This window comes from Sphingomonas sp. DBB INV C78 (assembly GCF_042693015.1).
Lineage (GTDB): Bacteria > Pseudomonadota > Alphaproteobacteria > Sphingomonadales > Sphingomonadaceae > Sphingomonas_E.
Genome location: NZ_CP170544.1, coordinates 966,146 through 978,973, shown reverse-complemented (window position 1 = coordinate 978,973; position 12,828 = coordinate 966,146). Strand labels below are relative to the sequence as shown.

At 64.8% G+C, this 12,828-nt stretch carries 15 protein-coding genes; 7 read left to right on the top strand and 8 right to left on the bottom strand.

The genetic code is table 11. The features are described 5' to 3' along the window. Positions 1–47: 47 nt before the first annotated feature. The 3 genes from ACFB49_RS04765 to ACFB49_RS04755 are packed head-to-tail and all read left to right on the top strand — an operon-like array spanning position 48 to position 2,447. Positions 48–851, top strand: coding sequence for an SDR family NAD(P)-dependent oxidoreductase (locus ACFB49_RS04765; protein WP_380876630.1), 804 nt, complete (start codon positions 48–50; stop codon positions 849–851). Between the two features lie 13 nt (positions 852–864). Continuing rightward, positions 865–1,647 (top strand): SDR family NAD(P)-dependent oxidoreductase, encoded by a 783-nt coding sequence (locus ACFB49_RS04760; protein WP_380876627.1) that lies wholly within the window; start codon positions 865–867, stop codon positions 1,645–1,647. 17 nt (positions 1,648–1,664) lie between these two features. After that, positions 1,665–2,447, top strand: a complete 783-nt coding sequence (locus ACFB49_RS04755; protein WP_380876625.1) for an SDR family oxidoreductase — start codon at positions 1,665–1,667, stop codon at positions 2,445–2,447. 146 nt (positions 2,448–2,593) lie between these two features. Here ACFB49_RS04755 and ACFB49_RS04750 read toward each other — a convergent pair whose 3' ends face one another. The 3 genes from ACFB49_RS04750 to ACFB49_RS04740 form a co-directional block, all read right to left on the bottom strand. Beyond that, on the bottom strand, positions 2,594–2,893 hold the full coding sequence (locus ACFB49_RS04750; RefSeq protein WP_380876623.1) for a putative quinol monooxygenase: 300 nt from the start codon (positions 2,891–2,893) through the stop codon (positions 2,594–2,596). 47 nt (positions 2,894–2,940) lie between these two features. Then, positions 2,941–3,363 carry a nuclear transport factor 2 family protein gene (locus ACFB49_RS04745; RefSeq protein WP_380876620.1) on the bottom strand — a complete coding sequence of 141 codons (423 nt, stop codon included), beginning with the start codon at positions 3,361–3,363 and terminating at the stop codon, positions 2,941–2,943. 75 nt (positions 3,364–3,438) lie between these two features. Continuing rightward, positions 3,439–4,950 (bottom strand): fatty acid--CoA ligase, encoded by a 1,512-nt coding sequence (locus ACFB49_RS04740; RefSeq protein ID WP_380876618.1) that lies wholly within the window; start codon positions 4,948–4,950, stop codon positions 3,439–3,441. A 169-nt stretch (positions 4,951–5,119) separates the two neighbouring features. Between ACFB49_RS04740 and ACFB49_RS04735 the strand changes: the two genes are divergently transcribed. Both ACFB49_RS04735 and ACFB49_RS04730 read left to right on the top strand, forming a co-directional pair. Continuing rightward, positions 5,120–5,881: an SDR family NAD(P)-dependent oxidoreductase gene (locus ACFB49_RS04735; protein ID WP_380876615.1), complete on the top strand. Its 762-nt coding sequence runs from the start codon at positions 5,120–5,122 to the stop codon at positions 5,879–5,881. Then, positions 5,881–6,636 carry a ThuA domain-containing protein gene (locus ACFB49_RS04730; protein ID WP_380876613.1) on the top strand — a complete coding sequence of 252 codons (756 nt, stop codon included), beginning with the start codon at positions 5,881–5,883 and terminating at the stop codon, positions 6,634–6,636. Before ACFB49_RS04735 ends, ACFB49_RS04730 begins: the two co-directional genes overlap by 1 nt. A 19-nt stretch (positions 6,637–6,655) precedes the next feature. Here ACFB49_RS04730 and ACFB49_RS04725 read toward each other — a convergent pair whose 3' ends face one another. The 4 genes from ACFB49_RS04725 to ACFB49_RS04710 form a co-directional block, all read right to left on the bottom strand. Continuing rightward, positions 6,656–7,279, bottom strand: a complete 624-nt coding sequence (locus ACFB49_RS04725; protein WP_380876610.1) for a trimeric intracellular cation channel family protein — start codon at positions 7,277–7,279, stop codon at positions 6,656–6,658. A 210-nt stretch (positions 7,280–7,489) separates the two neighbouring features. Next, complete coding sequence (ahcY, locus tag ACFB49_RS04720; protein ID WP_380876608.1) at positions 7,490–8,899, bottom strand: adenosylhomocysteinase; 1,410 nt, start codon at positions 8,897–8,899, stop codon at positions 7,490–7,492. 135 nt (positions 8,900–9,034) lie between these two features. Next, positions 9,035–9,532, bottom strand: a complete 498-nt coding sequence (locus ACFB49_RS04715; protein WP_380876605.1) for a hypothetical protein — start codon at positions 9,530–9,532, stop codon at positions 9,035–9,037. 92 nt (positions 9,533–9,624) lie between these two features. After that, complete coding sequence (locus ACFB49_RS04710) at positions 9,625–10,185, bottom strand: YqgE/AlgH family protein (RefSeq protein ID WP_380876602.1); 561 nt, start codon at positions 10,183–10,185, stop codon at positions 9,625–9,627. Positions 10,186–10,352: 167 nt separating this feature from the next. Here ACFB49_RS04710 and ACFB49_RS04705 point away from each other — a divergent pair, with 167 nt between their 5' ends. Beyond that, entirely contained in the window at positions 10,353–10,835 is a 483-nt protein-coding gene (locus ACFB49_RS04705; protein WP_380876600.1) for a peroxiredoxin, read from the top strand. Between the two features lie 122 nt (positions 10,836–10,957). Then, positions 10,958–12,403: an AMP nucleosidase gene (locus ACFB49_RS04700; protein WP_380879832.1), complete on the top strand. Its 1,446-nt coding sequence runs from the start codon at positions 10,958–10,960 to the stop codon at positions 12,401–12,403. On the opposite strand, the gene ACFB49_RS04695 is transcribed toward ACFB49_RS04700, so the two are convergent. Beyond that, on the bottom strand, positions 12,381–12,824 hold the full coding sequence (locus tag ACFB49_RS04695; RefSeq protein WP_380876597.1) for a hypothetical protein: 444 nt from the start codon (positions 12,822–12,824) through the stop codon (positions 12,381–12,383). The two genes, ACFB49_RS04700 and ACFB49_RS04695, sit on opposite strands and share 23 nt — an antisense overlap. Positions 12,825–12,828: the final 4 nt, after the last annotated feature.

The window sequence follows — 12,828 nt, the reverse complement described above, 5'->3', positions numbered from 1 at the left end:
CGAGATAGAACGCCGCCGCCGGGCGCCGCTGCGAAGAGGATGGATAGATGGGCAGAAGGCTTGAGGGGCGGACCGCCCTGGTTTCGGGCGCATTGCGAGGCATCGGCCGCGCGATCGCGGAATGCCTGGCGGCCGACGGCGCCACGACGATCATAACCGATCTGGATAATGAGGACAGCGCGGACGCGACCCAGGCGACCGCCACTATCGAGAATGCCAGCTATATCCGCCTGGACGCGACCAGCGAGGGCGATTGGCAGGCCGCGCGGGACCGCGTCGCAGCGCAGTTCGGCCGGCTCGACATATTGGTCAACAATGTCGGCGCCGACCTGACCGGCAAGGTGCAGGATCTGGCGCTGGAAGACTGGCGCCGGCTGATGACGCTGAATGTCGACACCGTCTTCCTCGGCACCAAAACCTTCCAACCGCTGCTGGCGAAAAGCGGGGCCACGACGCCTTATGGGTCGAGCATCATCAACATCAGCTCGATCATGGGGTTGGTGGGGATGAGCGAGGTTTCCGCCTACAACGCGTCCAAGGGCGCGGTGCGGTTGCTGACCAAATCGAACGCGCTCGAATTCGCGGACGACGGCGTGCCGATCCGCGTCAACAGCGTGCATCCGGGCTTCGTCGAGACGCCGTTGCTGCACAAGGGCATGGCCCGCTGGGCCGAGCGGGACGGCACGGTCACCGCGCAGCAATTGATCGATGGCATGGCCCAGACGACGCCGATTAAGCGGCTGGCCCAGCCGGTCGAAATCGGCAAGGTCGTCGCCTTCCTGGCGAGCGACGATGCGAGTTACATGACGGGCAGCGAGGTCGTCGTCGACGGCGGCTGGACCGCACGCTGAGAGGGAAACAGGCATGTCCATCTTCGATCTTTCGGGCACTGTCGCCCTCGTCACCGGCGCGACCGGCGGCATCGGCAGCGCAACCGTGAAGGCGCTGGCCGATGCGGGCGCCAAGGTGATCGCATCCGATATTGCTGCGGAGGCGATGGTTGCCGGCGCGGCACAATATAAGCGGCTCGACGTGACTGACGAGGGCCAGTGGACCGACCTGATCGCCGGCATCGCCGCGGAACATGGCCGGCTCGATATCCTCGTCAACAATGCCGGCATCTCCGTCACCAACAGCATTGCCGAAACCAGCCTTGCCGAATGGCGCAAGTGCCAGGCGGTCAATGTGGAGGGGCTGTTCCTCGGCACCAAGATCGCCGCCGATCTGCTGCGGCAGAGTGGTGGAGCCCGCAAGGGCGGCTCGTCGGTCGTCAACCTTTCGTCGGTCGGCGGCCTCAATGGATCGGCCTATATGGCGGCCTATTGCGCCAGCAAGGGCGCGGTGCGGCTGTTCACCAAGAGCGCGGCCGTCGAATATGCCATGCTGGGCTGGCCGATCCGGGTGAACTCGGTCCATCCGGGCGGCATCGACACCGGGATGATGGACACGATCTACGCCCGCTATGTGGAAGCGGGGCTGTTCCCCGACGACAAGACGGCGCGGGCGACAGTTTCGGCCGGCCATGCAATGGGCCGGATGGGCGAGCCGGACGAGATCGCCAGCGGCATCGTCTATCTCTGCACGCCGGCCGCAAGCTTCATGACCGGATCGGAACTGGTGATCGACGGCGGCATGACCGCGCAATAGGACGAGGACAAAAGAACATGACGCAAAGGCTCGCAGGCAAGGTCGGGCTCGTCACCGGCGGCACCAACGGCATTGGCGAGGCGGCCGTGCGCGGCTTTGTTGCGCAAGGTGCGAAGGTCGTCTTCACCGGCAACAATCAGCAGGCCGGTGACCGGATTGCTGCCGAAACCGGCGCAACATTCGTGCAACATGCGGTGCAGGATGTGGACGGATGGGCGCGGGTTTCGGCTGCCATCCGCGACACTTATGGCCGGCTCGACATCGCCTTTGCCAATGCCGGCACGAATAGCGGCGACAGCGATATCGAAACCGTGACGATCGACGGCTGGCGCAACATCGTCGACATCAACCTGACGGGTTCGATGTTGACCTGCCAGAATGCGATCGCGCTGATGAAGGCCAATCCTGAAGGGTCAAGCGGGTCGATCATCATCAACAGCTCGATCAACGGCATCCTCGCGCTGGCCGGCGACGTGACCTATTCGACAACCAAGGGCGCGCTAAGATTGCTCGCCAAGTCGGTCGCGGTGCATTGCGCCAAGGCGGGGCTCAACATCCGCTGCAACACGATCCATCCCGGCGTCATCGAAACGCCGCTGATCCTGGGTGCGATCGCCGGCGCCCCCGATCCTGCGGCGGCGCGGACGATGCTGGAGAATGTGGCGCCGATGGGCCGGCTCGGCCGCACCGAGGAGGTGATCGCGCTGGTCACTTATCTCGCGTCCGACGATGCCAAGTTCGTGACCGGGGCCGAGATGGTGATCGACGGCGGTTCGACCGCGGGGTTGCCGGGGGTTTAACAACAACTCGTCGCCCCAGCGTAGGCTGGGGCCCATGGCTCTCTCCATTTTCGATGCCATCGCGGGCTGAGAGAGCCATGGATCCCGGCCTGCGCCGGGATGATGTGCTTTTTTGGGGGCTGGTGTTTCGAGACAAACAGGCCCGATCAGACCGCCATCTTCTGCGACGACGACACCTCGTGAATGGTCACATCGTTGCGGAACTTGCCGTCGAAATCGGCGAGCAGCTTGGCGATCGACGGCAGCGAAAGATGCTTTTCGAGCGCCGCCTGATCGCGCCAGCCCTCCATGGCCATGATGGTGCCGTTCGCTTCATCCTCCATCGCCATATGGTAGAAGATGCAGCCGTCCTCGGCGCGGGAGGGTTCGCATAGCGACTTCAGCCGCGAATAGAGCGCAGGCAGGGTTTCCTGATCGGTGAAGATCTGGCCAGTGATGACGATCATGGTCGGTCCTTGTGCAATTGGTCGGAATGTCGGGCAGCAGAGCCCGATCAGGTCTGGTGGACGATGTTGAAGATGCGGCTCTGCAGGAACCATTTGCCGTCGCGCTTGACGAGCTTGTCGCGATAACAGGCGCGCGCGCGCTTGTCCTTGAGCGTGCCGGGCTCCTCATAGACTTCGGAAAACCAGGTCCGCGCTTCGGCCTTGTCGCCGTCGACCTTGATCGAGCCGATCGTAACGAGAAAGCTCAGCTTCGGATAAGCGGGCATGGACTGCGCCCACATGTCGACGATGGCCTTCTTGCCCTCGACGATGCCGATTTCGGGATAGTGGGAGAGATCCCAATAGCTGTCTTCGACCCACAGGGAGGCCCAGGTTTCCTGATCGTAGCAATTGACCGCGTCGGCATAGGTTTCGATCACCTCGCGGATGGCGACGCGATCTTCCAGCGGTCCGGTGAAATTGACGGTCATGCGCCTCTCCGGTTGTCCTATCTGGTTCGAGGCTAGGCCGTTCGCGGCGGCGGCGGACCTGCCGAAAAGGCGAGGTCAGCGATATTCGTCGCGCAGCAGCCGGCGGAGGATCTTGCCCGAGGGATTGCGCGGCAGCGTGTCGCGGAAATCGACCGACTTGGGCGCCTTGTAAGCGGCGATCCGCTCCCGCGCCCAGGCGATCAAATCTGCGGGATCGGGCTGCTCGCCATCTACCGGCACCACGATCGCCTTCACAGCCTCGCCCCACTTCGGATCGGGCACGCCGATCACGGCAACGTCGCTCACCTGCGGGTGGCTGTAGAGCGCATTCTCCACCTCGGCCGGATAGACATTCTCGCCGCCGGTGATGATCATGTCCTTCATCCGGTCGGCCAGGTAGATATAACCGTCCGCATCCATGCTGCCGGCGTCGCCGGTGCGCAGCCACCCTTCCGCGTCGATCGTCTCCGCGGTCGCGGCGTCATTGTTGAAATAGCCGGCCATGTTGGCGGTGGAGCGCGCGGCGATCTCGCCCACCTCCCCGCGCGGCACTTCATTGCCCTCGGCATCGACGATCTTCACCTCGACACCGGGCAGCGGCCGGCCGACGCCGCGCATCCGGGCATTGCCGGCGGGGTCATGATCCTCGGGCGGCAAGCCGACGATGGTGCCGGCGGTCTCCGTCATCCCGTACATCTGCGCAAAGCCGCAGCCGAACACCGCGATCGCCTGGCGCAGCAGATCGAGCGGGATCGCCGATCCGCCGTAACAGATATATTTGAGGAAGCTGAAATCAGTGCCCGCCGCAGCGGGATGATCGCAGACGATGCGCATCGCCGTCGGCACCATCATGATCTTGGTGATGCGATAGCGGGTGATGAGATCGAGCACCTGATGCGGATCGAATTCCCGCACCACCACGCCCTTCGCGCCATGCTGCAGGGTCCACAGACCCCAGCCCGCCCCGCTGATGTGGAAATTGGGCATGGCGATCAGGCTGACATCGTCCGGCCCCCAGCGGTTCCATTCCGCCACCTCCTCCGGCGAGCGCCCCGTGCGCAGCGAAAGCAGGCTGCGGTTGGTGAGCATCGCGCCCTTGGGATGGCCGGTCGTGCCCGATGTGTAGAGCTGGAGCACCGGATCGTCATAACCGGCGTCGCGATGCGGATCGCTGTCGGACTGAGCGTCGCGCCATGCGGCGAACTCGTCCGAGCTCAGGACGCGATAGCCCTGCCCCTCATCCAGCCGATCGAGGAAATCGGCGTCGCTCAGCACGAATTTCGGCGTGCAATTACCGATCACATAGGCAACCTCCGGCGGAGCGAGCCGCCAGTTGACCGGCACCAGCACCAGCCCCGCCTTGGCCGCGCCGATCCAATATTCGAAATAATGGTCGCTATTCTTGCCGAGGAAGGCGACGCGGTCGCCCTGCTGCAGCCCGGCCGCGATCAGGCCATTGGCGATCTGGTTGGTGTGGCGGTCGAAGTCGCGATAATTGGTCTCGCGCCCTTCGAAGATCAAAGCCGTCGCTTGAGCGCGCTCGGCCGCCTGCTTGCGGACCATATCGGCCAGAACCGGCTGCTCCATGACGTGCCCCAAGCGCTCCTCTCCAGTCTTCTTGGCAACGGGATAATGGAGCGCGTGCCTCCCCGCCCCTGTCAATTCCCATAAGTCGGGCCGCCACTGACGGAAACGCCAGTGCAGATTGCCGCGCCCAGGCTTAAATTGCCGTCCACGAAACGAAGAGGAGGACGCCATGGATCTCGGGCTCAAGGGCAGGAAGGCCATATTGGTCGGCGCGAGCCATGGCATCGGCCTCGCGACTGCAAAGGTGCTGGCGGGTGAAGGCTGCGACATCGCGCTCTGCTCGCGCTCCCAGGAAAGCGTCGATGCGGCCGTCGCGGCCGTGGGCCAGGCGGGCGGCAAGGTCGTCGGCGGCGCGGTCGACGTGATGGACGGGCCGGCGCATAGCGCGTGGATCGCCCAGGCGGCCGATCAGCTTGGCGGCTGCGACATCTTCATCCCCTTCACATCCACCAATACCGGCGTCGATGACGAAGCCGGCTGGCGCGCGGTGTTCGAGGCCGATTTGCTGCCGCTCCAGCGCGGCGTGCAGGCGGCGCTGCCTTTTCTCCAGAAATCGGACGCCGCATCGATCGTGACGATCTCCTCGACTGCGGCGCTGGAGGAATTCATGGGGCCGGGCGCCTATAATGCGCTGAAGGCCGCGGTCATCAACTACACCGCTGCGCTGGCCCAGAAGCACGCGCCCCAGGGCATCCGCGCCAACTGCATCTCGCCCGGCCCGATCGAGATGGAAGGCCGCGCCTGGGACCAGATCAAGGGCGCGATGCCCGATTTCTACAAGGGCATCCTCGCCCAGATCCCGACTGGACGGATGGGCAGCGGCGAGGAGGTCGCGCGCGCCATCGCCTTTGTCGCATCGCCCGCCTGCCGCTTCATGACCGGCGCGAACCTGCTGATCGACGGCGGCTTCACCAAGGGCGTGCAATACTGATGGCTGCGGACCAGCCCAAGCGCATCAACTGCGTGCTGATCGCAGGCGGGCTCTACCACGACTTCGATTTCGCACGGCTGGAGCTGCTAAAGCTGCTCGGCGAGGACCAGCGCGTCCGCACCCGCGTGTTCGAGGATTATTCAAATATCGAGGCGATCCGCGCCGCGGATTTCCTGATCACCTACACCTGCGACGTCACCCCGCCGCTCGACGTGCAGGAGGCGTTGCGGGATTGGGTGAAGGGCGGCGGCCGCTGGTACGCGCTTCACGGCACCAATTCGGTGCTGCGACTGTTCGACAACGGCCTCTATGGCAGTCCGCGCTGGGCGCCCTTGTTCATGGAGACGCTGGGCAGCCAGTTCATCGCCCACCCGCCGATCGCCCCCTACCCCGTCACCGTCGCCGATCCGGATCATCCGCTGACGCAAGGTATCGAGCCGTTCGAGACAACCGACGAACTTTACCTGATGGAGCGCCACGGCGACCTCCATGTCCTCCTCAAGACCGAATTCGGCGGCGCCGCCACCGGCTTCGACGAACATGAGTGGGAACATGACAGCCATCCCGTCCTCTACATCAAGAAGCAGGGCGAAGGCGCCGTCCTCTACAACACGCTCGGCCATTGCCGCGGCCATTATGACATGCAGCCCGCGCTCGACTGGTGGCCGAGCGTTGACCGCTGCGCGTGGGATCTGCCGGTGTTCTACGAATTGCTGCGACGGGGTATCTCGTGGGCAAAGGAGCCGGCGGCCTAGGAGCTCGAAGTCTCCCCTGTTATCCCCGATAGCTCGGCAGCCCCAGTCCCCGCGCGATTGCCGCAGCCCTCAACGCAAAGCCCGCAACCGCACCGACGCCCGCCGCTATCGGCAGCCCGACGCCCAGCAGCATCAGCCCGACGAACAGCCCAGCCGCCAGCGCGGCCGCGGTCACATAGATTTCCGGGCGCAGCAGGATCGAGGGCTCGCCGGCCAGCACGTCGCGGATGATGCCGCCGCAGCAGCCCGTCACCACCCCCATCATCGCCGCCTGCAAGGGTGGCACGCCGAACGCCAGCGCCTTGGACGCGCCATAGACGGCATAGGCCGCCAGCCCCACCGCATCGAACCAGTCGAGCGCGCGCGGCCGCCACCAGCGCACCGGCGTCAGCCATACGGCGGTCGCCATGATCAGGCAGACGGCGAGCGCGCGATTGTCCTGCATCCAGAAGACCGGCGCGCCGATCAACAGGTCGCGCAGCGTTCCTCCGCCCGTCCCCGTAATCACCGCGAAGAAGGCGAAGGTGACAAGCGTCTGCTGCGCCCGCGCCGCCGCCAGCGCACCCGATGCCGCGAACACCGCGATGCCGGCCAGATCAAGCCATTCCGGGGCCTGGGCAAGGATGGGCGTGTTGATCGGCATTGCGGCTCCGTTGGGTGACGCCGCATGCGGCCTTGGCAGTCCCTAGCCCAACACAGCCAAACTCGTCATGCTGAACTTGTTTCAGCATCCACCGTGCTACATGCGACGCAGCGCGAGAGGAAAGGTGGACCCTGAAACAAGTTCAGGGTGACGTAAAAAAAGGGCCGCCAACCTGTTGGTCGACGGCCCCTTTTGGAATGTCCTGTCGGATCAGTAGCGATAATGATCCGGTTTGAACGGGCCTTCGGCGGAAACGCCGATATAAGCGGCCTGCTTCGGCGTCAGCTTGGAAAGCTTCACGCCCAGCTTGTCGAGGTGGAGCGCCGCCACCTTCTCGTCGAGATGCTTCGGCAGCACATAGACGTCGTTCTTGTAGGTTTCGGACTTCGTCCACAGCTCGATCTGCGCCAGCACCTGGTTGGTGAAGCTGGACGACATCACGAAGCTCGGGTGGCCGGTCGCGCAGCCCAGGTTGACCAGGCGGCCCTTGGCGAGGACGATGATCTTCTTGCCGTCGGCGAACTGCACTTCGTCCACCTGCGGCTTGATCTCGGTCCACTTCATGTTGCTGAGGCCGGCAATCTCGATCTCGCTGTCGAAGTGGCCGATGTTGCACACGATCGCCATGTTCTTCATCGCGCGCATGTGATCGACGGTGATGACGGCTTCGTTGCCGGTCGCGGTGACGAAAATGTCGGCGCGGGTGGCCGCTTCTTCCATCGTCACGACTTCATAGCCTTCCATCGCCGCCTGCAGCGCGCAGATCGGATCGATTTCGGTCACAAGCACGCGCGCGCCGCCGTTGCGGAGCGAAGCGGCCGAACCCTTGCCGACATCGCCGAAGCCGGCGACGACCGCGACCTTGCCGGCCAGCATCACGTCCGTGGCGCGGCGGATCGCGTCGACCAGCGATTCCTTGCAGCCATAGAGGTTGTCGAACTTCGACTTGGTGACGCTGTCGTTGACGTTGATCGCCGGGAAGGGAAGCTTGCCCTTTTTGGCGAGCTCGTAGAGGCGATGGACGCCGGTGGTGGTCTCTTCCGACACGCCCTTGATCGCCTTGACCGTCTCGGTCAGGTAGCCCGGACGCTCGGCCAGGAAGCGCTTCAGGGTCGCGACGAAGATTTCCTCTTCCTCATTGCCGGGCGTGAACAGTTCCTCGCCCGCCTCGACGCGCGCGCCCCACAGCGCGAACATGGTGGCGTCGCCGCCATCGTCGAGGATCAGGTTACAGGTCGTATCACCCCAATCGAAGATGCGGATGACATAATCCCAATATTCCTCCAGCGTCTCGCCCTTCACGGCGAAGACGGGGATGCCGGCGGCGGCGATCGCGGCGGCGGCGTGATCCTGGGTGGAGAAGATGTTGCACGAAGCCCAGCGGATTTCAGCGCCGAGCTCGATCAGCGTCTCGATCAGCACCGCGGTCTGGATCGTCATGTGCAGCGAACCGGTGATCCGTGCGCCCTTCAGCGGCTTGGCCGTGCCGAATTCCTCGCGCAGCGCCATGAGGCCGGGCATCTCGGTCTCGGCGATCTCAATCTCCTTGCGGCCGAACGCGGCGAGCGAGATATCGTGGACCAGATAATCGGTGAAGCTTTCGGCAGGCAGGGTCGCCACGTCGGTTCTCCTTGGGGGACACGTAAAGGCCGCGCGAAAAGGCCACGCGACGGATTGCCGGCGCGTTTACCCGCGACCGGCTCCCAAGGCAATTCCAAATATAAAGATTTCTTTATGTCCCGTATTCGGATCGCTTCAGCGCGCCGCCACCTTGACTGCGCCGGTGGGGCAGACTCCACCCGGAAGCGGCGGTGTCAGCTTGTTGCGGTCGGCAACCGCGAGCAGTGCCGGCACCGATCCGCCCGACGTCGTCGCCTCGCGCGCCAGCATCGCCACCTGCCCGCAATTTTCCGTGACCACCGGCACGCGGGCATATTGCCCTGCCACTGCGTCGAGGAAGCTGTCCAGCCGGGCACGCCCCTGTTCCGGGCCGTAAGCGGTGAAGAAGCGCGCCTTCAACCGCTGGTTGGTGGCGGAAACCGCACCGCGATTGGCAGCCGCATAAGCCTCATACGCCTGAGCGCCGACAAGCCCCGCTGCCACGCAGCGCTGCGACAAATCGGTCAGCAGGATATCGAGGTCGCGCACCTTGGCCGCGGCCGTATCCTCCCGGCTCCAGCAAGCAGGCGCGGCATGGCCCGGCATGGGCGACACCACGGCCAGCACGGCGGACAGAAAGACGATCTTGCGCATCACGGGCATCCTTGCAGACTCACCCCGTAACGATCCTCCTCCGAAGTGGGTAAGCAGCCGGTGAAGCGATGCGGTTAACCCGCCGCTAGCCTTCAGGCGTGGCCGATTTCCGGGGCGAGCAATCGCACATCGACACCGGCCGAGGCAAAGGTCGCGGCCCAGCGCTGGTCCACCGGCGTATCGAACAGCAGCGACTCGGTGCCGTGCGTCGCGAACCAGGCGTTGCCGGTCATCTCCTCGTCAAGTTGGCCGGGCGCCCAGCCGGCATAGCCCAGCGCTACCAGCCAGCGCGAAGGCCCCTTCCCCTCGGCGATGGCGCGCAGCACGTCCAGCGTGGATGTCAGTCCCCAGCTGTCGCCGACATGCAGCGTGTCCTGCCCGCTCCAATCCAGACCGTGGAGCACGAAGCCGCGTTGCGGCTCCACCGGTCCGCCCATATGGATCGGCGCGTCTGGCGCGAGGCCCGGCTCGATTTCGAGCTGTTCGAGAAGCTTGTGCAGCCGGATTCGCGGCATCAGCTTGCCGATGCCGATGCCCAGGGCGCCTTCCTCATCATGCGCGCACATTGCGATGACGGCGTGGGCGAAGCGGGGATCGCCCATGCCGGGCAAGGCGAGCAGCAACTGGCCGCTGAGATAGACGGGATCATCCATCCCCTCATCATAGATGGCGGCGATGGAAGGTCCACCGTCCCCGCGTCGATCCGGCGCATCTTCCGCACCGATGGCGCGCTTGTGCCACACTCCACCCGACCGCGCTTCAAACTGCCATCGCACTCGCGTAGAGGGTTGCGACTCTCAGGCCAGAAAAGGATGCCCATATGACGATCAAGGCAGGCGACACGCTTCCCGAGACCACCTTCACCAAGCCGACCGAAAGCGGGCCTGAGGCGGTTACGAGCAGCGATTTCTTCAAGGGCCGCAAGGTCGCCCTCTTCTCCGTGCCGGGTGCGTTCACGCCCACCTGCTCGGCCAAGCACCTCCCCGGCTTCATCGAGAAGGCCGCCGAGCTCAAGGCCAAGGGCGTCGACGAGATCGCCTGCACCGCCGTCAACGATGCGTTCGTGATGGGTGCGTGGAGCAAGAATGCCGGCGCGGGCGAAACCGTGACGATGCTGGCGGACGGCAATGGCGAATTCGCCAATGCGATCGGCCTCACCATGGACGGCAGCAAGTTCGGCCTCGGCACCCGCGGCCAGCGCTTCTCGATGATCGTCGACAACGGCGTCGTCACCGAACTCAACGTCGAAGCGCCGGGCGAATTCAAGGTCAGCACTGCGGAGCATATGCTCGGCCAACTCTAACATCCCCGACCTCCGTTCGTGTCGAGCGAAGTCGAGACACGCAGACGCGCCGGCTGCGGCACGTACCTCGACTTCGCTCGGCACGAACGGAAGGGTTGATTGGCCAGAACGGAGAAGCCCACATCGCCACCAATGCGAGCCTCGCCATCGTCGACCAGCTCGACGCCCTTTATTCATCCTCGGTCGAAGCGTTGCGTGCCGCGCTCGGCCGCTACATCGCGAACGGCGAACGGCCGGATGCGGCCGCCCGCGCGGCTGGCGCATTCGCTTACCCCGAACTGCATCTTCATTATGACGGCGGCTCGGCACACCATCCGATGCGCGCCTTCGGCCGGCTCACTGCCGCCGGCCATTATGCCGTCAGCGTCACCCAGCCGCGCATGTTCCGCGAATATCTCGCCGAACAGATCGACCTCCTCGTCGCCGATTTCGGCGCGCGGGTGGAGGTTTCTCGCGGCCGGCAGGAAATCCCCTACCCTTATGTCCTCGATGCGGGCCACGACGTCGATCTGACCGGCGCGGCAGCGACCGAGCTTGCCCGCATCTTCCCGTCCAACGAACTGGTCCATATCGGCGACGAGGTGGCGGACGGTCTGTGGCAGGCCGACATTGGCGGCGCGCGGCCGCTGGCTTTGTTCGATGCGCCGCGGGTCGATTTCTCGATCGCGCGCCTGCGCCACTATACCGGCACGCCGACCGCGCATGTCCAGAACTACATCCTGTTCACGAACTATCATCGCTATGTCGATGAATTCGTTCGCTGGGCCTGCACCCAGCTGAGCGAGGACGGCCCGTATCGCCGCTTGAGCTGCGCTGGCGGGCTGGAACTGACCGCGGCCAATGCCGATCCTGATCGCGCGATCGCCGATAGCGCCTGGCGCAAGCACCAGATGCCAGCCTATCACCTCGTCGGCCCGAACCGCTCCGGCATCACCTTGGTCAATATCGGCGTCGGCCCGTCGAATGCGAAGACGATCACCGATCACCTAGCGGTGATGCGGCCGGAAGCATGGCTGATGATCGGCCATTGCGGCGGCCTGCGCCCCAGCCAGCGGATCGGCGATTATGTTCTCGCCCACGCTTATCTGCGCGACGATCATGTGCTCGATGATGTGCTGCCACCCGAAATCCCGATCCCGGCCATCGCCGAGGTTCAGGTAGCGCTGAGCGCCGCCGCCGAGCAGGTCTCGGGCGAGCCGGCGGAACAGCTCAAGCGGCGCCTACGCACCGGAACCGTCGTCACCACCGACGATCGCAACTGGGAACTGCGCTACACCCGCTCCGCGCTCCGCTTCAACCAGAGCCGCGCCGTCGCGATCGACATGGAGTCGGCCACCCTCGCCGCTCAGGGCTATCGCTTCCGCGTCCCCTACGGCACGCTGCTGTGCGTCTCGGACAAGCCGATCCACGGCGAGATCAAGCTGCCCGGCCAGGCCAACCGTTTCTATGAACGCGCGATCAGCGAACATCTCCGCATCGGCATCGCCGCCATCGACGAACTCCGCCGCACCGGCGAGCGGCTCCACAGCCGCAAGCTCCGCGCCTTCAACGAGCCGCCGTTCCGGTAAAACCCACTTGGCTGCCGTTCTCGACCGCCGCCTTCCGCCCATGGCGCCACCAGGATCGCGCAGCCGTGGCGCCGCTTATCCCCCCGATCAACGCCATCATCGGCGTCGCGCCGTATCGCGACAGGGCGATGATCGCCAACGGCAGCAGGAAACCGATCACAGCCCCGCTCCAGCGATAGGCTGCCTCGCTTTCCCGGCCCGCCCTCCGCAACAGCAAGGCGACGGGGATGGCCAGCAACAGCATCGAAAACAGCGCGAAGGCCAGGCTGCCCGCCAATATGATGAGCACGGCCCCTCCGGCCATCTTCACGGCATTCTCGGCAGGCGACGAAGACAGGATGCTTATCGGCAGGAATAACGCCGGCAAAATCGCCGCGGTCAGCGCCCACACCAGCGTCGCGCGCAGGAAAGCCTTGAGCATGCGT

Coding starts and splice junctions, on each gene's coding strand:
- ACFB49_RS04765 (WP_380876630.1), top strand. CDS start 48: ATGGGCAGAAGGCTTGAGGGGCGGACCGCCCTGGTTTCGGGCGCATTG.
- ACFB49_RS04760 (WP_380876627.1), top strand. CDS start 865: ATGTCCATCTTCGATCTTTCGGGCACTGTCGCCCTCGTCACCGGCGCG.
- ACFB49_RS04755 (WP_380876625.1), top strand. CDS start 1,665: ATGACGCAAAGGCTCGCAGGCAAGGTCGGGCTCGTCACCGGCGGCACC.
- ACFB49_RS04750 (WP_380876623.1), bottom strand. CDS start 2,893: ATGATCGTCATCACTGGCCAGATCTTCACCGATCAGGAAACCCTGCCT.
- ACFB49_RS04745 (WP_380876620.1), bottom strand. CDS start 3,363: ATGACCGTCAATTTCACCGGACCGCTGGAAGATCGCGTCGCCATCCGC.
- ACFB49_RS04740 (WP_380876618.1), bottom strand. CDS start 4,950: ATGGAGCAGCCGGTTCTGGCCGATATGGTCCGCAAGCAGGCGGCCGAG.
- ACFB49_RS04735 (WP_380876615.1), top strand. CDS start 5,120: ATGGATCTCGGGCTCAAGGGCAGGAAGGCCATATTGGTCGGCGCGAGC.
- ACFB49_RS04730 (WP_380876613.1), top strand. CDS start 5,881: ATGGCTGCGGACCAGCCCAAGCGCATCAACTGCGTGCTGATCGCAGGC.
- ACFB49_RS04725 (WP_380876610.1), bottom strand. CDS start 7,279: ATGCCGATCAACACGCCCATCCTTGCCCAGGCCCCGGAATGGCTTGAT.
- ACFB49_RS04715 (WP_380876605.1), bottom strand. CDS start 9,532: ATGCGCAAGATCGTCTTTCTGTCCGCCGTGCTGGCCGTGGTGTCGCCC.
- ACFB49_RS04710 (WP_380876602.1), bottom strand. CDS start 10,185: ATGGATGATCCCGTCTATCTCAGCGGCCAGTTGCTGCTCGCCTTGCCC.
- ACFB49_RS04705 (WP_380876600.1), top strand. CDS start 10,353: ATGACGATCAAGGCAGGCGACACGCTTCCCGAGACCACCTTCACCAAG.
- ACFB49_RS04695 (WP_380876597.1), bottom strand. CDS start 12,824: ATGCTCAAGGCTTTCCTGCGCGCGACGCTGGTGTGGGCGCTGACCGCG.